The sequence below is a fragment of the Rhodohalobacter sp. 614A genome (assembly GCF_021462415.1).
Lineage (GTDB): Bacteria > Bacteroidota > Rhodothermia > Balneolales > Balneolaceae > Rhodohalobacter.
The window spans coordinates 41,718-62,389 of record NZ_JAKEDS010000001.1 but is presented as its reverse complement, the minus strand read 5'-3'; the positions used below and the strand labels follow the sequence as shown (position 1 = coordinate 62,389).

The 20,672-nt window shown below is 41.8% G+C and carries 22 protein-coding genes and 1 tRNA gene; 4 read left to right on the top strand and 19 right to left on the bottom strand.

The features are described from left to right. Positions 1–238 precede the first annotated feature (238 nt). The 8 genes from L0B18_RS00255 to L0B18_RS00220 form a co-directional block, all read right to left on the bottom strand. Positions 239–607 (bottom strand): nuclear transport factor 2 family protein, encoded by a 369-nt coding sequence (locus L0B18_RS00255; protein ID WP_234567083.1) that lies wholly within the window; start codon positions 605–607, stop codon positions 239–241. A 175-nt stretch (positions 608–782) separates the two neighbouring features. After that, complete coding sequence (locus L0B18_RS00250; RefSeq protein WP_234567082.1) at positions 783–1,544, bottom strand: SDR family NAD(P)-dependent oxidoreductase; 762 nt, start codon at positions 1,542–1,544, stop codon at positions 783–785. Between the two features lie 163 nt (positions 1,545–1,707). Beyond that, complete coding sequence (locus L0B18_RS00245; RefSeq protein ID WP_234567081.1) at positions 1,708–2,274, bottom strand: hypothetical protein; 567 nt, start codon at positions 2,272–2,274, stop codon at positions 1,708–1,710. A gap of 112 nt (positions 2,275–2,386) precedes the next feature. After that, entirely contained in the window at positions 2,387–2,851 is a 465-nt protein-coding gene (locus L0B18_RS00240) for a nuclear transport factor 2 family protein (protein WP_234567080.1), read from the bottom strand. Between the two features lie 120 nt (positions 2,852–2,971). Beyond that, the gene (locus L0B18_RS00235; RefSeq protein ID WP_234567079.1) at positions 2,972–4,567 is read right to left on the bottom strand and encodes a phytoene desaturase family protein; all 1,596 of its coding nucleotides are present in this window, start codon (positions 4,565–4,567) and stop codon (positions 2,972–2,974) included. A gap of 249 nt (positions 4,568–4,816) precedes the next feature. Next, positions 4,817–5,368 carry a TetR/AcrR family transcriptional regulator gene (locus L0B18_RS00230; protein ID WP_234567078.1) on the bottom strand — a complete coding sequence of 184 codons (552 nt, stop codon included), beginning with the start codon at positions 5,366–5,368 and terminating at the stop codon, positions 4,817–4,819. A gap of 301 nt (positions 5,369–5,669) precedes the next feature. Further along, positions 5,670–6,413 (bottom strand): pirin family protein, encoded by a 744-nt coding sequence (locus L0B18_RS00225; RefSeq protein ID WP_234567077.1) that lies wholly within the window; start codon positions 6,411–6,413, stop codon positions 5,670–5,672. A gap of 26 nt (positions 6,414–6,439) precedes the next feature. Further along, positions 6,440–6,808 carry a DoxX family protein gene (locus tag L0B18_RS00220; protein ID WP_234567076.1) on the bottom strand — a complete coding sequence of 123 codons (369 nt, stop codon included), beginning with the start codon at positions 6,806–6,808 and terminating at the stop codon, positions 6,440–6,442. A 112-nt stretch (positions 6,809–6,920) separates the two neighbouring features. Between L0B18_RS00220 and L0B18_RS00215 the strand changes: the two genes are divergently transcribed. From L0B18_RS00215 to L0B18_RS00205, 3 genes are all read left to right on the top strand, one after another. After that, complete coding sequence (locus L0B18_RS00215; RefSeq protein ID WP_234567075.1) at positions 6,921–7,271, top strand: winged helix-turn-helix transcriptional regulator; 351 nt, start codon at positions 6,921–6,923, stop codon at positions 7,269–7,271. Positions 7,272–7,399: 128 nt separating this feature from the next. Further along, a complete protein-coding gene (locus L0B18_RS00210; protein ID WP_234567073.1) occupies positions 7,400–8,302 on the top strand; it encodes a helix-turn-helix domain-containing protein in 903 nt (300 codons plus the stop codon). A 90-nt stretch (positions 8,303–8,392) separates the two neighbouring features. Beyond that, positions 8,393–9,040 (top strand): NAD(P)-dependent oxidoreductase, encoded by a 648-nt coding sequence (locus tag L0B18_RS00205; RefSeq protein ID WP_234567072.1) that lies wholly within the window; start codon positions 8,393–8,395, stop codon positions 9,038–9,040. A gap of 349 nt (positions 9,041–9,389) precedes the next feature. Here L0B18_RS00205 and L0B18_RS00200 read toward each other — a convergent pair. The 4 genes from L0B18_RS00200 to L0B18_RS00185 form a co-directional block, all read right to left on the bottom strand. After that, positions 9,390–9,461, bottom strand: a tRNA-Gly gene (locus L0B18_RS00200). Between the two features lie 52 nt (positions 9,462–9,513). Next, positions 9,514–10,284: a TPM domain-containing protein gene (locus L0B18_RS00195; RefSeq protein WP_234567071.1), complete on the bottom strand. Its 771-nt coding sequence runs from the start codon at positions 10,282–10,284 to the stop codon at positions 9,514–9,516. Further along, the gene (locus L0B18_RS00190; RefSeq protein WP_234567070.1) at positions 10,274–10,726 is read right to left on the bottom strand and encodes a TPM domain-containing protein; all 453 of its coding nucleotides are present in this window, start codon (positions 10,724–10,726) and stop codon (positions 10,274–10,276) included. The genes L0B18_RS00195 and L0B18_RS00190 overlap by 11 nt, the downstream gene beginning before the upstream one ends. A gap of 11 nt (positions 10,727–10,737) precedes the next feature. Continuing rightward, complete coding sequence (locus L0B18_RS00185) at positions 10,738–11,325, bottom strand: LemA family protein (RefSeq protein ID WP_234567069.1); 588 nt, start codon at positions 11,323–11,325, stop codon at positions 10,738–10,740. 219 nt (positions 11,326–11,544) lie between these two features. Here L0B18_RS00185 and L0B18_RS00180 point away from each other — a divergent pair, with 219 nt between their 5' ends. Continuing rightward, positions 11,545–12,240, top strand: coding sequence for a YjjG family noncanonical pyrimidine nucleotidase (locus L0B18_RS00180; RefSeq protein ID WP_234567068.1), 696 nt, complete (start codon positions 11,545–11,547; stop codon positions 12,238–12,240). On the opposite strand, the gene L0B18_RS00175 is transcribed toward L0B18_RS00180, so the two are convergent. The 7 genes from L0B18_RS00175 to L0B18_RS00145 all read right to left on the bottom strand — a co-directional run bounded on the left by L0B18_RS00175 (position 12,241) and on the right by L0B18_RS00145 (position 20,672). Next, positions 12,241–12,909: a sulfite exporter TauE/SafE family protein gene (locus tag L0B18_RS00175; protein WP_234567067.1), complete on the bottom strand. Its 669-nt coding sequence runs from the start codon at positions 12,907–12,909 to the stop codon at positions 12,241–12,243. Between the two features lie 120 nt (positions 12,910–13,029). After that, the gene (locus L0B18_RS00170; RefSeq protein WP_234567066.1) at positions 13,030–13,479 is read right to left on the bottom strand and encodes a FixH family protein; all 450 of its coding nucleotides are present in this window, start codon (positions 13,477–13,479) and stop codon (positions 13,030–13,032) included. Between the two features lies 1 nt (position 13,480). Beyond that, a complete protein-coding gene (gene ccoG / locus L0B18_RS00165) occupies positions 13,481–14,953 on the bottom strand; it encodes a cytochrome c oxidase accessory protein CcoG (RefSeq protein ID WP_234567065.1) in 1,473 nt (490 codons plus the stop codon). A gap of 79 nt (positions 14,954–15,032) precedes the next feature. Continuing rightward, a complete protein-coding gene (locus tag L0B18_RS00160) occupies positions 15,033–15,638 on the bottom strand; it encodes a cbb3-type cytochrome c oxidase N-terminal domain-containing protein (protein ID WP_234567064.1) in 606 nt (201 codons plus the stop codon). 188 nt (positions 15,639–15,826) lie between these two features. Next, positions 15,827–18,031, bottom strand: a complete 2,205-nt coding sequence (gene ccoN, locus L0B18_RS00155) for a cytochrome-c oxidase, cbb3-type subunit I (protein ID WP_234567062.1) — start codon at positions 18,029–18,031, stop codon at positions 15,827–15,829. Next, positions 18,031–18,219, bottom strand: coding sequence for a cbb3-type cytochrome oxidase assembly protein CcoS (gene ccoS / locus L0B18_RS00150; RefSeq protein WP_234567061.1), 189 nt, complete (start codon positions 18,217–18,219; stop codon positions 18,031–18,033). Before ccoS ends, ccoN begins: the two co-directional genes overlap by 1 nt. Further along, a complete protein-coding gene (locus tag L0B18_RS00145; protein WP_255695581.1) occupies positions 18,210–20,672 on the bottom strand; it encodes a heavy metal translocating P-type ATPase in 2,463 nt (820 codons plus the stop codon). Before L0B18_RS00145 ends, ccoS begins: the two co-directional genes overlap by 10 nt.

The following is a 20,672-nucleotide window of genomic DNA, read 5'->3' as shown; positions in this document are numbered from 1 at the left end:
CCATTCATAATATGGCTGAAAGTTCTGGATATTGACGGTATCCAGAACTTTTTTAATTACTAAAACCGAGTCAGGCCGATTTTAAGATGTCTGCTAACCAAGATCTGACAGCATGAGCCGCAATTTGACCCCGCAGCTTTCTACGAGAGCATTTTTTGATTATCCTGATTCGAATAACCAGCACTTTGGAGGTTTTGAGACAGCTAAACCGGCAAAAGTTCCTTATTGATTAATTATTTTATGACCAGAAATCATCCCAGTGGTCAGGATCGGTAGTAATTTCCCAGTGGTCAATAATGAGCCCATCCTTAAATCGCCAGAGGCCAAAGCCCCCGGCATCCAGTTTTTTGCCGTTTCTTTCGCCGGTCATGCGATGTGAAACCATGCCGAAATTATCATCTGCAAGAAAGTTAAATGGTTTTTCCTCAAAGGTATTGTTCGTTAATTCATAAATAGCTTTGAGGTGTTTTACCACATCTTCTATGTTACTAAACTCACCAGCCAGTAAGTTATTCCCATACGAATGGAGTGTAAAATCTGGATGCAAAGTAGCAGGGTCGAGTGCCTGGTTCTCGTAAATTTGTTTAAGTAATTCAATCTTATTCATGATTTTAAATTTAGATTAATAAAAACGTAATTTTTGTCTTTCTTTATTATGAGTTAATGTTCCGTTCAGCGTACTCGAATATATTTGCCTTTAGCAGTAAGATTATCCGCCCGAAGCTTTCCTACCTATAGGTAGCATTTTCTTTTCTCTTGTTCTCCCGATATACATACTTCAATTATATGACAATTAATCCACCGTCCACGACCAGTTCTGAACCAACCATGTATGAAGATTCGTCACTGGCCAAGAACAACGCAACATTGGCTATTTCTTCCGGTTCACCAAACCGTTTGATGGGAATTGCCTGTGTTAATTGACTATATATTTCTGGATTATCAAGCAAGCCCTGGTTCTTAGTCATTGCCGTTTTAAAAAGTCCGGGATGAATAGAATTAACACGGATATTAAAGCCTATCAGCTCTGCCGCTGCTTGTTTGGTAAGTGCACGGCTTCCTCCTTTTGAAGTAGTATACCCCGGATCTCCACCAGGGAGGGCAACCATACCAACAGTAGACGACATATTGATAATAGAACCACCTTTACGTTCTATCATTGAAGGCGCTACCGCCATAATACCCAGGTAATGACTGTTAAGGTTGACATCGATTATTTTTTTGTAAGTCTCATAGTTACTTTCTAAAAAAGGAGCCTGAGAGGCTATCCCTGCGTTGTTAACCAAAATATCAATGCCACCAAACTCAGCCGTTGTTTTGTTCACAACCTTTTGCCAATCGTCTGGCGAGGTAACATCCAGGATTACACACATTGCTTCACCGTTCTCTTGAGTTATTCCGTCAGTTACCTGATTTAGGTTTTCCTCATCGATATCGGTAAGTACTACTTTAGCGCCTTCTTTGGCAAATAATCTGGCATCGGCTGCTCCAAAACCACTGGCTGCTCCCGTAATAATGGCTACTTTGTTTTCTAATCGTTTCATATTATTTCAATTTTTAAAAATTACCTGTACTACATATTGATTTATAACCCAGCTATTCATAGCAAGTCTGCTTTCATAATCTTGCCCAAGTCCTTTTGCTTCCATAAGCAGTTGGTTTAGCAATGTTTTGCAACATTATATCCTAAGGATCACCCTCTTGTTTTTATTTATTATCAGTTGTTTTTCGTGTACGTTTCCAGCCAATGAAGAGCAATCTGATTATATTTGATAAGACATTGTTTTCTATCAAACCAAGCATTTTCCATAGTTCTTCAGGTTTAATAATGATGGTAGAGGGCATCGAGCCAAGTAAAACGGCTTTAACTACAATATCATCGTTCTTGCATTTGATATTGCTCACTGTGGTTAGTGTATCGCCGCTTCGGTCAATTGCAGAAATAAAAGGTGCCCGAAAGATTTGGGTAGGAATAAAGGCGGTAAGTATAATTGAAAGACCTAAGATAATTTCCCAGATACCTAACGACATACTAATATATTGAGAAGCCAAACCTATGATTGGCCAAATAGTTAGAAAGATGCCTATAAAAATGATTGTTTTGCCCGGAGATGAAGTTTTTTTAATCATCCCTATTATCGACAGACCGATTACAAGAATTGAACCAGTAACCATAATAATAGTATTTAAGGATGCACCTTTACTGAATACAAGTGATAGGATCCCTAAAATCACTGATGATAACATCAACAAACAATAAAATAAGTTTACCATATTTTTCCTCTCTTATTAAGGTGTTTTGTTCTGAAGGAAAACAGGCTGAATGGCCGATTTTTCCGTGTGTAGATTTATTTTATCTGATCTCTTAGCATGCTACGGTTAAAAACTATTCGTAAAATTCCGCCGCTTTTGCGGAATCTTCATAATTATCGATCCTCGTGATCTTGCCCTCATCATTTACCTCGATCACTAAACAGGCAGGCATCTCGACACGATAACCATCTGTCTTACGGGTACCGCACAACAGGTGCCGCTCCACAAAGCCTCCGGGAAATACATTGACCCGGCGCTGCTCATATTTCTTGTCAGTGATAGCACCGCTTAATTGTACCATCAGTACTTCCGCCGTTTGGCTTGGGGTTAGTTCCAGTTCGCCAGTGTTGATCCAAATGATTGCCTCAGGGGCGAAACAGGCAAGGAAGTTGTCCTTGTCATCCGATTCAGCCGAATCGAAAAAGTGCTTTGCAAACGCTCTCATTTTGGATTCGTCAAACTCTGCGTTAGCTGAGAGAGGGCCAGCGGTTCCCGGCTTCGAGCGACTCATGTTATCTTCTTGACCTTGTTGCTTCATAAATCTCTTCCCTTTTGATTTCCATTGATAGACTGCAAGAACTTCATTTACTTCACCTATAAATTTTTAGATGAAGCAAATGAGTTCTTCCTTATGTTTTACATGGAGACCTGTATTCGATTAGCTGATTACATCATCAAAATCGATGCCCAGATCTTCCAAAACTACTTGAACCTGAGCACGTCCGGCACCGATGATAGAGCCTCCGGGGTGCGTATGCATTCCACTAAGATAGAGTCCCTCAACCGGAGTCCTGTAATGACCAAGCTCAGGGATAGGCCGATATGAATACATCTGATTCATAAAAGCACCGATTCCTACAATATTACCCTGGTACAAATTGTTGTTGAAATTTTCCAGATCCACAGGGGAGAAAACGGTGCGCTTCAGGACTTTCTCTTTGGTCATGTTGGTAGTAAAGGAGAAATAGCGGTCCTGTACTGTGTCCGCAAATTCTTCTTTAATGCTTGCCCATTTTTCCTTGCCGCCATCAGCCAACTCATAAGGACAGTAGTACCACAGATAGAGAACATGTTTTCCTTCCGGTGCCCTTGACGGGTCGTGTTCTGTGGGTACAACTACCATAGGAGCCATGGCTTCTTTCTTCGGCAAACGGCCATAGCGCAAATCATCAAACATCGAACGGAATGCATTTATATCGGTTGGCAACGGTTCAACATAAGTAGCCTTATGAGCCGTATCGCTTGCTTTATACCGCGGAGCTTCATCAAGGGCTGCGGCAATCATCATCCCCGAGAAACTGGCGTTTTGTATTCTGTCTACTTTGGCCCTCAAATTGCTGCTGACCGCATCTTCACCCAACCACCTATTTATAACAATACGTGCGTCAATATTGGCAATGATACTATGTTTGGCTGTGTATTCTTCGCCTTCAGCGGTAACGACACCCGTTGCTCTACCGCCGGAAGTTGTGATTTTCACCACTTCCTGGTTGGTTAATACTTCCCCGCCATACGATTCAATACAGTCTGTCAATGCTTTGGCCAGCATTCCACTACCACCAACAGCTAAAGAGGCTCCTCCTCCCTCTACATGATTTCCGGTTATAACAACAACAAGATATGCCCCGGTGCCTTTTTCCTCCATACCAACCATTGGCTCAGTGGGGGCTTTCAAAACATGCATTAAAGTTTTTGGATGTTTAAACCATTGATGAGCAATATCCCATATACTCATCATCATAATCCGGATCAATTCCCGTCCGACAGGTGATTTATCCAATTGGTTCATCATAGCACCGAAATCAGGCGGAGGATTAAACATTCCCTGATTGATTAGTGGCATCATCGGCATCGTATAATCAATAAACCTTGCATATGATTCTGCATCTTCTTCAGACCATTGTGCGATCTGTTTACAGGTTTCCTCCACACTTTTATGCAAAACCATTGATGTGCCATCATCGAATAAGTTAACCGTGTTAATCTCAGGTTGTACATATTTCAGACCGAACTTACTATGCAACCCTAATTCGTCATTCCGTAACATCGGATTCTCTCTAATGATATGGTGGATGATGCCGCCAACATCATGTTTAAAACCCGGTAAGGTACATTCGATTGTATTAGTGGCACCACCTATAAAGTTGTTCTTTTCGAGAACTCCGACCTTCAAACCCGCTTTAGCCAGATATGCAGCAGCCGTTAGACCATTATGACCAGCTCCGATTACTATTGCGTCATATTGTTTTCCCATTTCTTTTCCTCCGTTATTTATTTCACAAATGAATTGGGCATTAAAATCAGCAAGTGCAAGTTTGTAGTTACTTGCATTTGATGGTTCGTCAAGGCTATTTAGCGAAATAAATAATTTTCATAGAAGGTCTGATTTATGATCAGTGAGATTACTTATAAGATCATGGTGTATGACTGCAAAAAAATCAATATCCGGGTTTCATTTAAATACAAAATAATGCAAGTGCTTACTTACATTATTTTAAAAAAATTACTTGTATTTATCAACGATTAAATCGAGGCATTCTTCAAAATCCGGTATAGGAGTGAATGTTTTCAGAAAATATAAATTCATGCAGAGACCATAGACAGAGGTCATAAAACAAATCGAATAGGTCAGTGCTGCTGAACGTGGTTGGCCATGTTTTTCAACCAAGTACTCAATCATTCTGTTTTTTATTTCGTCCGGAAATCTATTTATCAGATTCATGCTTTCGATTTTCTCTCTCTCAGCTAACTCAATTTTAAACAGGTCTAAATTTTTTTTAAATAATGTATGGATGAAATTTCCAATACTATACAGAAACACTTCTAAATCATTTTCATCTTCATTTATGAATTTGGAAAAACTCGGTTTGGATATATAGTGTTCGAATACCTGCTTAAAAAGATTGTCTTTGGTTTTAAAATGCCTGAAAATGGTAATCTCATTAACTGATGATTCAGCCGCTATTTCCCTTGTTGTTACTGCTTTATATCCTTTAGCGGCAAACAGTTTCCTGGACGCTTCCAAAATAGCTAAAGATGTTTCCGTGTATTCCATTGGTTTATTTAATTTTTTTAAAGAGTTCTCCACTGATAAAGGATAAACATACATGGTAAAACTTATATCAGTTCCTCATGAGATGTTCTTTTTAATACGGCTATAAAGCCTGTACAACAAAAGAACCTCAATAAATAAACCTCGCGAATATTGACAAATATGTCAATGAGTGACAGTAATATCAGACTCTTTTACACATCTTTTAACCATCATCCATTCTCTTTGCGAAAGACATTGGTTAAGCCAGCCTAGTCTTTTTATAACATAACAGTTTCCAATGAACGGCGGGCTGTGGCCACATTTAACCGCTGTAGGCTCCTGAACGTGTATAGGTACTTTTTTCATCCAGAATGAAGAAAACAAGATCTGCTTCTTCGGTTGTCTTTAGTTCAAACAGATCCTCTTCATTCTGGAAAAGTACTGCCGAACCTTTCTCAAGAGGTTGGTTATTTTTTAGCGTTACCGATCCATCAAAAACATATAGATAGCTGGTACGACCATCCAGGTTTGGCGTTTCAATACTTGATTGGTCCAGGTGGGTATCATATACCCATACCTCACTTCTGACAATAAGGGGAGCAGAACTGCTTTCAGGTCCACCGATTAGCCGCCATTCATTTACGCTGTCCATTGCATCAAATTCGGCAAACTCGACATTTGGTTCCAAATCATCTGCTTTGGGACGGATAAAGATTTGCAGCATCTCTACCTCTTCCTGACTTTTATAAGGTACACCCTCTTCGTGCATAATGCCGCTTCCGGCGTTCATTACCATCATGTGGGTATGATCAAGCGGCACTTCGTTGTTCTTGGAATCTCTGTGAAACATTGTGCCTTTTCGCATATATGAAAGTATTTCATCATTCCGATGGGAATGCATAGGTATGATAGCACCGGGTTTCAGCGTTGCATGATCCACTTGTCCCAACGGACCGACTCCGAGATCCTTTGGGTTACCCAGCTTTATGCCGGGTTTATTCGATTTAACGATGAACTTGCCTTGATCAATAAGTCGTCTTTCCGTGGGATTGGCTATATAAATCATTGTTCAATTTTTTAAATCAGGTGAATTTAGCTGACATCCCTAGAAAGTTTATGATGGGTTACATAAGAAACAGCTAACAGTACAAGTAAAACCCAGGCTAAAATTGTTGTAGAAACAGAATCGCCAGAAGCAATATGGGCAATAATAGCGGAAATCAGGTTAATCGTAAAGCCGGCATATATCCACTCATTAATTCTTCCCTTGAATGGTAGTAGCAAAAGTATAGCTCCCATCATTTTCGCAATCCCAAGCTCAACTCTGAAGTAATCGGGGAAGCCAAGGTGCTCGAAAGCCTGAACTATATCCGGACTTATAAAATAATTAATGGCCAATAAGAGCATTATGGCACTAAATATTACAGTTGATGCCCAGTAGGCTATTTTTGTTTTGTTCATCTGGAGGTTAATTAAATTGCATTTTTACTTTTGTTTTGTAAAGTTAAAATGAATAAATGATAGTAATTAATTAACTGCATGTAATCTAATAACTATTTGTAACTATATAGATATGAATGATAAATCCCCTTTAAAAAAAGACGAATGTAGTCGTCGACTTCGATCCGTTCGTGATGTTATGGATTTGCTTAATGGCAAATGGAAAATTCCAATTATCACACTTCTTCTGACGGGTCCGCGGCAATTTAATGAGATGAAAGACGAGATAAAGGGTATCTCCGCGAAAATGCTCTCCAAAGAGCTTAAAGAACTGGAAATCAATAAGTTAATAGATCGTGAAGTGCAGGATACAAAACCTATAACGGTTAAATACTCCATCACAGAGTATGGGTATACCTTTGCTGGAGTCATTAACGAATTAAGCAAATGGGGTCAGGAACACCGGGAACGAATTATGGGATAGTTGACATTCAAAACTTAGTTCGTGGATAAGTGGATGATTTTCAAGATCCCAATTATAAAGCGTAGAACCACACTTTTTTATATTTAAAAAACTAGGTTTAACACTCAAACCGTGGAAGATTTTTGGAAATGTTAAACAACCAATCAGATCAAAAAATAAATTCCATATCATCAAAAGATTTTGTTCACAATTTTATTGAAGCAGATGCAAAACGGTTTAATTGGCAGAAAACACCCATCCAAATTTATCCTCTTCGAAACGTTTCGAAACACCTGATTACACCCACTCCTTTATTTCGGCCTTCTTACAATTTTCTTGTTTACTTACAATCCGGTTTGTTCGAACAGCAGATAGGAACACAAACATTCAAGATTGAAGCCCCGGCTATTTTATGGATTTCAAACGGAACCATCACCGCTATTAAATCCATTCACAAAAATATTAATGGATATTTTTTATTGGTTGAAGAGAAAACGGTAAATACGATTTATAAGAAAAAAGATTCCCTCAACCTGTTCACGATTCATCCCGTTTTGAAATTAGAAAAAACAGAGAGTCACTGGATTCACTCCCTTCTTCATCTGATGGAAAAAGAACTCAAAGTAAATCAACCAAACAGAAGGGTAACGCATGGATTATTACAAGCATTGCTTTATAAAGTGTTGGACCTCTCTGACAGTAAAAGAGCCCTTACTCGTACTGAACAAGTGGCTATTGATTTTAAGCGGCTCGTCTACAATCACTTTAAGGAGGAGCAAAGTGTGTCCTTTTATGCCGGGAAATTGGCTATCTCGGAAAATTATCTGAACCGGTGTGTGAATAATATCTTTAATAAATCAACGAAAGAGGTGATCACTGAAATTCGGATTCTCCAGAGTCAGCTTTTACTTTGGGATCTATCGAAGGATGTCTCTGAAGTTGGCTTTGAACTAAACTTCGATGATCCTTCCTATTTTTCTCGTGTTTTTAAAAAGGTAACCGGACAAACTCCATCTGAATACAGAACCTCGGTTATGCACGATTTGTCCTAACAACATGTGAGTTTGTACCATGTGAAAGGGCTCTGTTTTCATACCTTTCTTTTCAGTGGAACAGACGGTAAAAAGATCATTACAGATAAAATGAATATTTTCTTATTGGGCGCAACGGGAGGTACGGGTTTTGAAATACTCAAACAATTAGTCCGTGAGAATCACCATGTAAATACATTGGTTCGAACTCCCTCAAAATTATCTCTTGAGGGTTTGAATATAGCTGATGATCAAATCACTATCATTGAAGGAGATCTGTTTGATGTGGATAATCTTTCTCATCATTTAGAAAACAGTGATGTTGTCATTTCGGCTCTGGGGACAGGAACTCAAAATAAGTATACGGAGATCTATTCTGAAGGAGGTAGAAGTATTCTGCATGCCATGCGGAAAGCCGGTTTAAAAAAACTCATCACCATCACATCGGCTATCATTGATATGAGTGATCCGAGCACGGATAGTTTCTTTTACCATCGCATCATTCGTCCTACCTACAACAAAATTTATTACGATCAGGTGCGCTGGGAAACGATTCTTGAAGAGAACAAAGATATTGACTGGATTTGTGTTCGTCCGCCGTATCTCACAGACAAAGGTTTTACGGGTAAATATAGAGTCCGGGAAAGGCATTGCCCGAAAGGAGGTTCGAAGATCAGTCGAGCCGATCTTGCCGATTTCATTGTACAGCAGATCGATTCTGATCAATTCATACACAAGAAACCGGTTATTGCTTATTAATAAGGCTCAATAAATTTGATTGCAGTTTTTAAAACAACGGTTAATAATCACAAGGATTCAAACAAGCTTATTGAAGCCTTAAAAAAGGAGTTTCCCGAATCAGAGATCAATTTTGATTTGGAGGATTGCGATAATATTCTACGAATTGAATCCCATTCGGTTGATGTGAAAACGGTGATAAATGTTATGGCTGATTACAAATACAAAGCCGTACTTATGGAGAAGACAAACATTAACGTCCGGATATAAGTATAGAAGACAGATTCTGTGATATTGATATTAGATCATATTATTCTTCATCGATGATAAAGTCATGTCAATCTATTGTTTACCAATAACTTACAGATTGAGCGGGAAACGGGATTTGAACCCGCGACTTTCAGCTTGGGAAGCTGACGCTCTACCCCTGAGCTACTCCCGCATCAACGAATATTATCAAAAAAACCTGAAATGGGATACAGTTATTTTTAAAGCTACCAACCTCCGCCGGCACCGCCGCCGCCGGATCCAAATCCGCCGCCACCGCTAAAGCCGCCGAATCCGCCTCCACCTCCGAATCCGCCAGAACCGCCACTGAAACCTCCACCTCCCCAAATGATTGGGCCGCCGGAGCCAAGTGTCCGTCGCCGTTTTCCTCCGGGTCCTGTTCCACCACTGCTGGCACGTACCAGGGTATAAATGATGACGAAAATGATAATAAGCACTATGAAACTGAAGTTGCCTGAACCGTCAGTGGCACGATCAACAGCATCGTATTCCCCGGCCGCAAGCTGCATCAGTACGGTTGTGGCCTGTTGTAGTCCTGTGTAAAAATTGCCTTGTTGAAAGTTGGGCCTCAGAATTTCACTTACAATTCGTCCGGCCTGTAAATCGGTAACGGCACCTTCCAGTCCGTAGCCAACTTCAATCTGCATTTGGCGTTCTTCGGGCGCAACCAGGATTAAAACTCCGTTTTGTCGTTCGCCTTCCCACATTCGCCATTCGTTAAAAATAGTGGTGGCAACTTCTTCGCGGGGCAGTCCCTGCAGGCTTTTTACAATGGCAATCGCAATCACGTTCGACGTTGTATCGCGATAGGTTCTGAGTTTTTGCTCAAGATTTGAAACTTCCTGGTTGCTCAGCAGGTTTGCGAAATCATTTACATGTCCCGAGGGAGATGGAAAATCCTGTGCCGAAAGGGGAGTTGCGATTAATAGTGTAAGTACAAGTATTTTTAGCCGGGTCAACATGGGTTTAGTCATCATCCCTGTTATCCTCAAATGTAATTTCGTTATCCAATTCGTTGGGGTCGGTTCCATCGCTTGGGTAAAACCGTTTCAGCTTCTCGCCAATATCACTCACAACCGATTCAATTCCCTTTTCGAAATTCCCCTGTTTGAATTCGCCAATCAGTGTATCGATTTCGTCTTGCCAGAAATCATCTTCCACTTGTTCGCTAATGCCCTCATCACCAAAAATGGCTACTTTTCTATCATCTGTTGCGATGTAGAGAATGATTCCATTTCGGGCTTCGGTTTCATGCATTTTAAGCTCCTGGAAAATTTCCTTTGCCCGGTCCAGGGGATCCTTCTTGCATTTGAATTCGATATGCACCCGAATTTCACCGGTGGTGAACTCCTCGGCATCGGTAATGGATTTGATAATTCGCTTTTCTTCCTCTTCCGTCAAAAATTCTCTTGCTGGCATATTTTAAATAATTAATCAAATGAGACTTCTGGCGGAGTTTCGGCACCTTCTGTGGCTTCGAAATAGTACTTGCGTTCGAAACCTAAAAGACCGGCAAACACATTTGTTGGAAATCTTCGCAGCGATGTATTGTACTCCTGTGCGGTTTGATTAAAACGCATCCGTTCCGTGGCAATTCGGTTCTCGGTTCCTTCCAACTGGTTTTGAAGATCGCGAAAGTTTTGGGTTGCTGTCAATTCAGGATAACGTTCCACGCTAACGAGAAGCCTTGAAAGAGCACCGCCTAATTGACTTTGTACCTGTTCGAACTGGCGAATGGTGGATTCGTTGTTCAACTCAGATGGATTAACGTTGATGGATGTTGCACGGCTTCTGGCTTCGATCACTTCGGTAAGTGTTTCCTGCTCGAAATTTGCAGCTCCTTGTACCGTACTTACCAGGTTGGGAATCAGGTCAGTTCGTCTTTGATACTGATTTTCAACTTGTGCCCATGCCTGGTTTACGCTCTCTTCCTGTTCCACCAGGCTGTTGTTAACGCTAATTCCATATAGGGCCAGTAAAACGGCAATGATAATTGCAATCCAAACTTTTGCGTTCATATATATTCAATTTTTTTGATGTTAAAACTCTCCAAATATACGAAAGAAATCGATGAAGGATTCAAGTCGAAGGTTTTGAAAACTTGTTATTCCTGGGGGAAGATGTTTTAAGTTTGGATTAAAATCAAAGTATCTAATGGTTGTATTTGATGTGATTGTTCGAGGCAGAACACGTATCATTACAGAGTTTAATTTTAAGAAAGAAGTAGATAGTTACTGATGAATCCCCGCTTTGTTTTTTTTGATCTCGATAATACTCTTTTAGATCATAATTCTGCAGAAGCAGCCGCCCATAATGAGCTGTATCATTCCACTCCCGAACTGCAGGAAATTACCTTGGATGATTGGCTGAACACCTATAAATCCATTAATCACCAGTTATGGCTTCGTTACCAGGAAGGGGATATTGATCGCCATGGGCTTCAGCGGTTGCGGTTTCATGATTCCATGGTTCAGTTGGGAGTTTCAACAGGCCGAAGCGATGAGATTGGCTCGGCATATATGCAGTTTTACCGCAATCACTGGGAATGGGTGGACGGAGCTAAAGAAGCGCTGGAGAAAGTGAGCCAAACCTTTCCAATAGGAATTGTGACGAATGGGTTCCTGGAAACCCAACAGAAAAAAATTGAGAAAATGGGCCTTGGCCGGCATACCGATTTATTTATCATTACGGAAGAAATTGGGGTGATGAAGCCACATCCCCGTGTGTTTGATGTGGCGACTGAACGGGCCGGGGTAGACCGGGAATCCATCTTGTACGTGGGCGATTCTTATTCATCCGATATTATTGGTGGAAGAAATGCAGGTTGGAATACAGCCTGGTTTACAGCTTTGGTTTCAGAAATTGAAGAGGGGCAGTCAGCCGATTTTCAATTCGACAATTTTGATGACTTGCTGAAGATTCTGCATATCTGATTATCCATGCATCATCATATGGCCGCCGCTCATCATAGAGTAGCCGCGCCATATCAGTATCAACCCGATAATGATTGCAAAATACATGGAGAATGGACGTAATCTGGATCGTAGCCTTGGCGTAATGAATTTCGGAACCATATTCAGTATTAGCATCACGGGAAGGGTTCCAAGGCCAAAGAGTGTCATGTAAGCCGCACTGTGAAAGACTGAAGGAGTGATAAGAGCTGCTGCTAAAGCTGTAACCACAAAACCACATGGTAAAAAACCGTTTAGCAAACCGATAAAGAAAGCAGAAAAGCCGGACTTGTTTTTGTAGAGTCTGGAAATCTGTGCGGTGAGCTTTTGTGTGAAACCGGAATAAATATCATTCATCTTCCCGGGAAGCTTGATATGGGGAAAAAGTGCGAAGATAATTATCAAAATACCGAGTATGATAGAAAGAATATGCTGATACCCCGTGATGGTTGCACCCATCCCAAGTATTCCAAAAATGGAGCCAATGGCAGCATAGGTTAATATTCGTCCCGAATTATATAGAATGCCTCGCAGGAAAGATGCCGCGGCGGAACTGTTGTGCCCCGGAATAGCCAAAGCAATCGGCCCGCACATGCCAATGCAATGAAAACTGCCAAGCAAGCCTAATGTGAAACCGGTCCAGAGTTCCATGGGATTTGTTTAACGTGAATTTGTCATTTTGCTGATAGTACTCATTTAGCTCAGCTTCAACCTTTTTTGGGCGGAATGGAGTTGAAAATACATTTCATCTTCATTCTGAACGCTCGCTGTTTAGATAAAAATATTCTTTTCTTCGAGATAAGTGAGAGAGTCAGATTTCCACTCAACGGATAGTTTCCACCGGCCTTTTTCAAATTCGCCAACGGGAATTGTCTGAAGTCCGTCCCCATCAAGATTTAGTTTGTATTTTTTATCCAGTTCAGGATTGTTGGGGCGGTAGAAAGTTATATTTCCGGATAGCAATTCTCGTCTCGCTTCATCCGGGAAAATAATTTTAATCGAAGTGGATGATTCATCAAACAGAACCACTACCGGATTTTCGAGATTCTGTGCCCGGGTTTTATTGTCAATGGTTTCCTGGTAATTTACTCCTTCCTCGTAATGGTTATTGGAAACCAGGTAATAATCGAGAGAGATGAGATAACTGACCACACTGAGAGTGGCGATAATAAAAATGGTGACGGCCAAAACGATGCCGGTTCCCCAGTTAAATTTTTTCATGCTATTCATTCCTGTTACTGTTTGACGGACCTAAAAATCCGGATGAAACTGTTTCTAATCTTTCTCCCCCAGAATAGATACCAAAAGTAAGTTCTGTTTGCAATCCGGTAAGCTGATCTTCGGAAAGTTTAACAAGGAACCGGCCCTCAGCAGAATTTTGAGGCTGTACACTTTCTACATTTCCAAGCGATACAATTTCTCCCGCCGGTTGTTCCAGCCTGATTTCAAAATCCAATTCCTCAAAGGTTTTATTCAGCACTTTAAGATTATAGATATTGCTGTACATATTATCGGGCAGTTCCTGGTACAGTGTTCCTGGTTCCCTGAGAATGCTGGTTTCGGTATCGGGACGAAGAGTCAGCATGGTGATGAAGGTAATCAATAACACCACAAGAATACTGGAATACCCGGCAACACGGGGTGTTAAGATTTTTTGCTTTTCTTCACGGATAGCATTTTCTGATGAATAGCGGATTAAGCCCTTTGGCTTGTTAATTTTTTCCATCACATCATCACAGGCATCAATACAGGCGGTGCAATGCACGCATTCCAGTTGTGTCCCATTTCGAATATCAATTCCCATCGGACACACTTTCACACACTGGAAGCAATCGATACAATCTCCAAATGATTGATCTGCACTAAACCCCAGATCTTCAAGTGTAGCTTTGCGGTTTTCAAGTTTAAAACGGTCTTTAACGCTCGCCCGTGTTTCTCCGCGTTTGTAATCGTACATCACATTTACGGAGTTATTGTCCAGCATCACCGATTGCATTCGCCCATAAGGACAAACAAAATGGCACACCTGCTCGCGCATAAAGGCAAATACGCCATAAAATACACCGCTGAAGACAACCATCGCAGAAAGACCCGCCATATGTTGAGAGGGTGGATCTGTAATGATTTGAAATAGCTGATCTTTACCAATTATGTAAGCCAGAAACAGGTTGGAAATGATAAAGGCAAGTGCGAAGAAGATGCCGTGTTTTGTAGTTTTCTTCCAGATCTTCTCAAAATTCCATGGTTTTTTGTTGAGGCGGATTTGATCGGATGCATCTCCTTCAATCCAGTACTCAATTCGCCTGAAAACCATTTCCATAAATATTGTCTGCGGACATGCCCAGCCGCACCAAAGCCTTCCAAAAATAGCTGTGAATACAACGACAAAAAGAATGAATGACAGCATTCCAAAAACCAACAGGTGCAAATCCTGCGGCCAGAATGCTACCCCAAAAATGACAAATTTACGCTCCAGTATATTGATTAATAAAAGAGGATTGCCATTAATGGTGATGAAAGGGCCCGAAAAGAAAAAAGCCAGTAATAGTACTGCAACAATATTACGGGCTTTATAATACCGGCCACTTGGTTTTTTGGCATAGATCCAGTTTCGCTTCCCTTCTACATTAACTGTGGCGAGGTGATCACGAAACTGGTTTTTATCAATTCTTCTGTCTTCTTCTAATGTTGCCATGGTTATAGCTCTTGATTTTAGGCCTACTAATACGATTCAAAAAGAGTATCATTGCAACTATTTAAGTAACGATAATACTCTACTCGATGGTACATGGTTGAGCACGGTTTGGGTCCGGAGCCTTGGGATTAGCTGGATTGGTTCCCTGTATAGATGCTATAAAACTCACAAGGCTTTGAACTTTCTCGGGTTCCATAGGAGTACCGCTGCCATAGGGAAGCATTCCTTGCTCGGGATATCCTGCCATGATACTGCTTGCAACCTCTGCCGGTGTACAGCCATGAATCCACAAGTTATCGGTAAGGTTTGGGCCAACGAGTCCTTCCCCGCTATTCCCGTGACAGGTAAAACAGAGATTGGAAGTGCTCATGAATATCTCTCTTCCTTCAGCAATTCGCGCTTCGTCGTCGAGATATGCCCAATCAAAATTCATGGCCTCTTCAGGTTGTGCGCCGCCACTGCTGTTCAGGTCATACTGCTCTTCAGCGGCAGCCATTTCCATTTCATATAATTCTACCTGTGATGGTCCGCCCAGCATATAATAATACACCAGGTAACCGACTCCCCAGGCAATTGTAAAATAAAACAACCAGAGCCACCAAACCGGCATGTGATTGTCGAGTTCTTTTATTCCATCGTACTCATGATCGAGTAACAGATCCTTCTCATCGTCTAATACTTTCATTGATCTGATTGGTTAGAGTTAATTTTTTCGTCTTCCAGCGGGAGATTCGCTGCATCATCCCAATAGTGTTTTCCTTTTTTTATGAGGTAAAAAACCATAATTACAAAAAATGTAAAAAACAGGATGAGGGATATACTTGGGTATATCCCTATGTCCTCAATAGCACGTAATACGTTTTTGTACATGGCTTAATCTTCTGTCTGAAGTTGATTGTCTGCCTGAATCTGATTGCTTGACGGTAATGCATCCCATGGGCTTTCCTCTCCTTTAATGTCGATGCCCAATCGTTGCAGGTAAGCAATTAATGCAATGATTCTTTTCTCGGAAGTGATCTGAATTCCTTCAATCTGATCGAATCCGTTTTGGCTCAGACCCTGGGTGATTTCTTCAGCCTGTGCTTCAAGATCACCAATGGCATCGTCTTCATATCCTTCAGCATACGGTACCCCAACACTTCTCAGGGCATTGATACGATTCGGAATGGTTTCCTTGTTGATATCCTGGGTAAACAGCCACGGATAAGCCGGCATAATAGAACCGGGGGATGTGGATGCAGGATCATACATGTGGCGAATATGCCATGAATCCGGATATTTACCGCCAATACGATGCAGGTCGGGCCCTGTTCGTTTTGAGCCCCAGAGGAATGGGTGATCATACACAAACTCACCGGCTTTTGAATACTCTCCGTATCGTTCGGTTTCAGACCGGAAAGGACGAATCATTTGTGAATGGCAGCCATTACAGCCTTCAGCGATGTAAATATCACGTCCTTCAATTTCGAGCGGTGTATAAGGCTTCACGCTTGCAATTGTGGGAATATTGGATTCGACCAATGTCGTTGGTACATACTCGATGATGCCTCCAATCAAAATCACAACCAATACGATAGCTGTAAACTGAACGGGACGCGCCTCAAGGCGTCTGTGCCATGGTTCTGGTTCGCCGGGTTCCACAGCAGGCTCAATTCTTGGTTGCGCTTCATCTGCTTCATCCTTCAACAGAGAGCCTTGTTTCGCAGTCTTGATCAGGTTGAAAGTACCAACGGCTGCTCCGATAATAAACAGTGTTCCACCCACTGCCCGAAGTGCATACATGGGAATAATCTGGTTCACAGTTTCAAGGAAGTTTGGATACTGAAGAAGACCTTGAGCAGTAAACTCTTTCCACATCAGGCTTTGTGTGATGCCGCCCCAGTACATGGGGATCACATAAAAAATCGCGCCAAGCGTAGCGAACCAAAAATGAACATTGGCCAGCTTAACCGAGTGCAGCTTGGTTCTGTAAATTTTTGGTGTGATGTAATAGAGCATTGCAAAAGTCAGACCGCCATTCCACAGAAGTGCACCATTATGCACGTGGCCGATGATATAATCAGAATAGTGTGCCACGGCGTTTACGTTTGCAATGGAAAGCATCGGACCTTCGAAGGTCACCATACCGTACGCGGTAACACCCACGACCAGAAATTTCAGTACAGGATCTTCCCGCACACGGTCCCAAGCTCCGCGAAGGGTTAACAAACCGTTTAACATACCCCCCCAGCTTGGTGCGATAAGCATCACACTGAATACGGTACCCAATGCCTGGGCCCATCCCGGTAAAGATGTATACAGCAAGTGGTGAGGGCCAGCCCAGATATAGATGAAAATCAGCGACCAAAAGTGGACGATAGATAATCGGTATGAGAAAATCGGTCGGTTTGCCGCTTTCGGGATGAAATAATACATAATTCCCAGGAAGGGAGTTGTCAGGAAGAAGGCCACGGCATTGTGTCCGTACCACCATTGTACAAGGGCATCCTGAACTCCGGCATAAAGCGGATAACTCTTCAGAAGAGTAGCCGGCATTTCAAAGGAATTAACGATGTGAAGCACGGCCACGGTTACAAATGTTGCGATATAGAACCAAATGGCTACATAAATATGCTTTTCACGACGCTTCATAATCGTCATGATCATATTGACGCCAAATGCCACCCAGATCAGTGCAATCGCAATATCAATTGGCCATTCAAGCTCGGCATACTCCTTACTTGTGTTAATCCCGAACGGAAGGGTTAACACCGCAGAAGTAATAATAGCCTGCCAGCCCCAGAAATGAATCTGGCTGAGTGTTTTGTTCCACATCGGTGTTTTACACAAACGCGGCAGTGAATAGTAGACCCCGTAGAAAATTGCATTTCCGGCAAAGGCGAAGATCACCGCATTGGTATGCAGCGGCCGAAGGCGTCCGTAAGACAACTCCGGTATAAAGCCGAGAAATTCCGGAAAGATTAACTTCAGAGCGATTGTAAGTCCGACCAGGAATCCAATGAGCCCCCAGGCAATGGTTGCGATCCCAAATTTTCGGACAATTTCGTTATCGTAATGAAAGGTTTCTAATGATGACATTACTCATCCCGATTTTTTTGGTTAGTTGTTTGATTTTGATTGGTTGATTTTTTTTCGTCAAAAAGTACCCGGATGGACGGCGTGTATTGATCATCGAACTGACCACTTTTTACCGCCCAAATAAATAGCAGAATAAATATGATGGCCACGAGTAAGCTGAAGCCGATAAGCATAAATATTACTTCCATATGACAAGCCCCAGTTTATTTGCTGAATAGCGAGTCGCTAAAAAAGTAAAAACCATTACGCTGATAGAGCTTAAAGGCATCAAAATTGCGGCAACCAATGGTGACAAATGCCCGGATATTGCAAATCCCAAACCGATTGTGTTATACAGAAGTGAAAGCACAAAGCTCGCGAGGATAATCTTCATACTGGATCGCGAAAAACGGACAAACGTGTTCAGCCTTTTTAATGTACTTCCTTCTAAAATTGCATCGCAAGCGGGAGAAAAAGAACTGATGTCATCAGAAAGAGCAATTCCGAAATCACTCTGTTTTAAAGCTCCGGCATCATTTAATCCATCCCCGACCATCACTACTTTCTCGGAGTTACTTTGAAGTTCTTTAACAAATTGCAGTTTGTCTTCGGGGGATTTGTTGAAATACAGGGATTTTTCGATATCTGTAAAGTGGCGTGAAAATTCATCCCGCTGAGATTCGTTGTCACCCGAAATTAAATATGTTTGGAAGGATGATTTTAAAGTTTCCAGCAGTTCGGCCATTCCATGTCTGAGACCGGACCGGATGCCAAAATATCCGAGATAACTGCTATCAATGGCGAGGTGTGAAACGGTTCCGCTAAAATTTGCATCAGGGATATCGCCCGGATTTAGATTGGTTTGTTCAACAATAAAATTGCGCGAACCGATACAAATCAGATGCCCTGAAACAGACGCGAAAATTCCTTTTCCGGATACCTCGAAAAAACTATCCGGCGCCATCAACTGAAGCGAATCTTCTTCCAGGGATTGAACAATTTTACGGCTGACCGGGTGAACGGATTGTTTGCATGCAGAAAGAACCAGTTCCTTTTGCTCACCGGATAGATCTGTACCATGAAAATCAATACTGGCTTCGTGCTTGTTGGTAAGTGTCCCGGTTTTATCAAATACGAAAGCGGTTGCCTTGGAGAGGTTTTCCAACAGAAGGTAGTTTTTCACAAAGAGACCATTCAGCGAAAGAATATTCAGAGTGGAGCCAAGTGTAAACGGTGTGGAAAGTGCCAGGGCACAGGGGCATGCAATGATCAAAACAGCAGTAAAGACAGATAGCGCAATTTCCGCACCGGCCGCAGAGAACCAATACATTCCTGCAAATGCGGCAATTCCAAGAACGGAAACTGTAAAATATGGACTGATCCGATCAGCGAAGCTGGTGAGTTTTAACTCTTTATTTGTATTTGTAAAAGCTTCATGATTCCAAAGCTTTGTGAGATAACTATTTTTGACTTCCTCTTCGGTTCGCAATGAAGCAGATGTTCCGGTAAGTCTTGCCCCGGCATAAATTAAATCTCCCTGGTTCACCTGAACCGGCTCAGATTCTCCCGTAATAAAACTGTAATCCATGTACGCTTTTTTGGAGAGCAGGATTGAATCACAAGGCACCAATTCCTGGTTTCGCAACCGGATTTCCATTCCGGCCTTTAATTTGTCCAGTGAGATAGATTTTTCACCAGCCGTTGGGTTGATTACGTTCACAGCAATGGGAAGATAAGAGCGGTAATCGCGATCAAAGGAAAGGCGGTCAAATGTTTTTTGTTGGATCAGTTTGCCGATCAAAAGAAAGAAGATTAACCCGGTAAAGGAATCCATGTAACCCGTTCCAATACCGGTCACAATTTCGTAGACGCTTCGGCTGAACAAGGCAACAATGCCAATAGAAATTGGAACATCAAGATTTACGCCGCGTTGGCTCAAAGCCGCGAATGCCGATTTTAAATAATCGCTGCTGCTGTAAATTAAAACAGGCAGAGCCAGGATGATATTCAGTGCGCCAAAGAAAACCCTGAATTGAAAACCCAAGCCCGTATTATCCATGTCCAGGTAATCCGGGAAACTGAAAAGCATAATATTACCGAAAGCAAATCCGGCAACCCCCAGTTTTAACCATAAACTTCGGTTTCGATGCGTTTTGGGTGATTTTGAGTCAAGCTTATCTAACCGGATTTCAGGTTCGTATCCGATCGTTGTGAGTTGTTCAACTACATTTCTGAGGGACGTTTTTTTCGTATCGATTAAAAGTGAAAGCTCCCGTTTCAGAAAGTTGACTGTGGTTTTAAGTACGCCCTCATCAAGTTTTTGGAGATTCTCAAGCAGCCAAACACAAGAAGTACAATGAATATTGGGAATGCTAAGAGTAACGGAGAGTTGGTTTTCGCTTTTGAAGTCAGAAATTCGAGTAATAACATCTTCATCCTCCAGGTAATCAAATCGGGCTCGTGCAACGGAAGATTTTAAATTGATGCCGGGATTCGATTCCAGATCGTAATAATTACAAAGGCCGCTTTGGTCAAGAATTTGGTAAGCGGTCTTGCATCCGGTACAGCAGAAGTGTTTATCCTCCAACTGAATTGAAGATTCGTCGCATTGCTCTCCACAGTGAAAGCAAATCTCCTTTGATATTGCTGTTTTCACTTCCAT

Bases quoted from the DNA above. Each gene is read 5' to 3' on its own strand.
- L0B18_RS00255 (WP_234567083.1), bottom strand. From the start codon at position 607: ATGAATAAGATTGAATTACTTAAACAAATTTACGAGAACCAGGCACTC.
- L0B18_RS00250 (WP_234567082.1), bottom strand. From the start codon at position 1,544: ATGAAACGATTAGAAAACAAAGTAGCCATTATTACGGGAGCAGCCAGT.
- L0B18_RS00245 (WP_234567081.1), bottom strand. From the start codon at position 2,274: ATGGTAAACTTATTTTATTGTTTGTTGATGTTATCATCAGTGATTTTA.
- L0B18_RS00240 (WP_234567080.1), bottom strand. From the start codon at position 2,851: ATGAAGCAACAAGGTCAAGAAGATAACATGAGTCGCTCGAAGCCGGGA.
- L0B18_RS00235 (WP_234567079.1), bottom strand. From the start codon at position 4,567: ATGGGAAAACAATATGACGCAATAGTAATCGGAGCTGGTCATAATGGT.
- L0B18_RS00230 (WP_234567078.1), bottom strand. From the start codon at position 5,368: ATGGAATACACGGAAACATCTTTAGCTATTTTGGAAGCGTCCAGGAAA.
- L0B18_RS00225 (WP_234567077.1), bottom strand. From the start codon at position 6,413: ATGATTTATATAGCCAATCCCACGGAAAGACGACTTATTGATCAAGGC.
- L0B18_RS00220 (WP_234567076.1), bottom strand. From the start codon at position 6,808: ATGAACAAAACAAAAATAGCCTACTGGGCATCAACTGTAATATTTAGT.
- L0B18_RS00215 (WP_234567075.1), top strand. From the start codon at position 6,921: ATGAATGATAAATCCCCTTTAAAAAAAGACGAATGTAGTCGTCGACTT.
- L0B18_RS00210 (WP_234567073.1), top strand. From the start codon at position 7,400: ATGTTAAACAACCAATCAGATCAAAAAATAAATTCCATATCATCAAAA.
- L0B18_RS00205 (WP_234567072.1), top strand. From the start codon at position 8,393: ATGAATATTTTCTTATTGGGCGCAACGGGAGGTACGGGTTTTGAAATA.
- L0B18_RS00195 (WP_234567071.1), bottom strand. From the start codon at position 10,284: ATGATGACTAAACCCATGTTGACCCGGCTAAAAATACTTGTACTTACA.
- L0B18_RS00190 (WP_234567070.1), bottom strand. From the start codon at position 10,726: ATGCCAGCAAGAGAATTTTTGACGGAAGAGGAAGAAAAGCGAATTATC.
- L0B18_RS00185 (WP_234567069.1), bottom strand. From the start codon at position 11,325: ATGAACGCAAAAGTTTGGATTGCAATTATCATTGCCGTTTTACTGGCC.
- L0B18_RS00180 (WP_234567068.1), top strand. From the start codon at position 11,545: ATGAATCCCCGCTTTGTTTTTTTTGATCTCGATAATACTCTTTTAGAT.
- L0B18_RS00175 (WP_234567067.1), bottom strand. From the start codon at position 12,909: ATGGAACTCTGGACCGGTTTCACATTAGGCTTGCTTGGCAGTTTTCAT.
- L0B18_RS00170 (WP_234567066.1), bottom strand. From the start codon at position 13,479: ATGAAAAAATTTAACTGGGGAACCGGCATCGTTTTGGCCGTCACCATT.
- ccoG (WP_234567065.1), bottom strand. From the start codon at position 14,953: ATGGCAACATTAGAAGAAGACAGAAGAATTGATAAAAACCAGTTTCGT.
- L0B18_RS00160 (WP_234567064.1), bottom strand. From the start codon at position 15,638: ATGAAAGTATTAGACGATGAGAAGGATCTGTTACTCGATCATGAGTAC.
- ccoN (WP_234567062.1), bottom strand. From the start codon at position 18,031: ATGTCATCATTAGAAACCTTTCATTACGATAACGAAATTGTCCGAAAA.
- ccoS (WP_234567061.1), bottom strand. From the start codon at position 18,219: ATGGAAGTAATATTTATGCTTATCGGCTTCAGCTTACTCGTGGCCATC.
- L0B18_RS00145 (WP_255695581.1), bottom strand. From the start codon at position 20,672: ATGGAAGTGAAAACAGCAATATCAAAGGAGATTTGCTTTCACTGTGGA.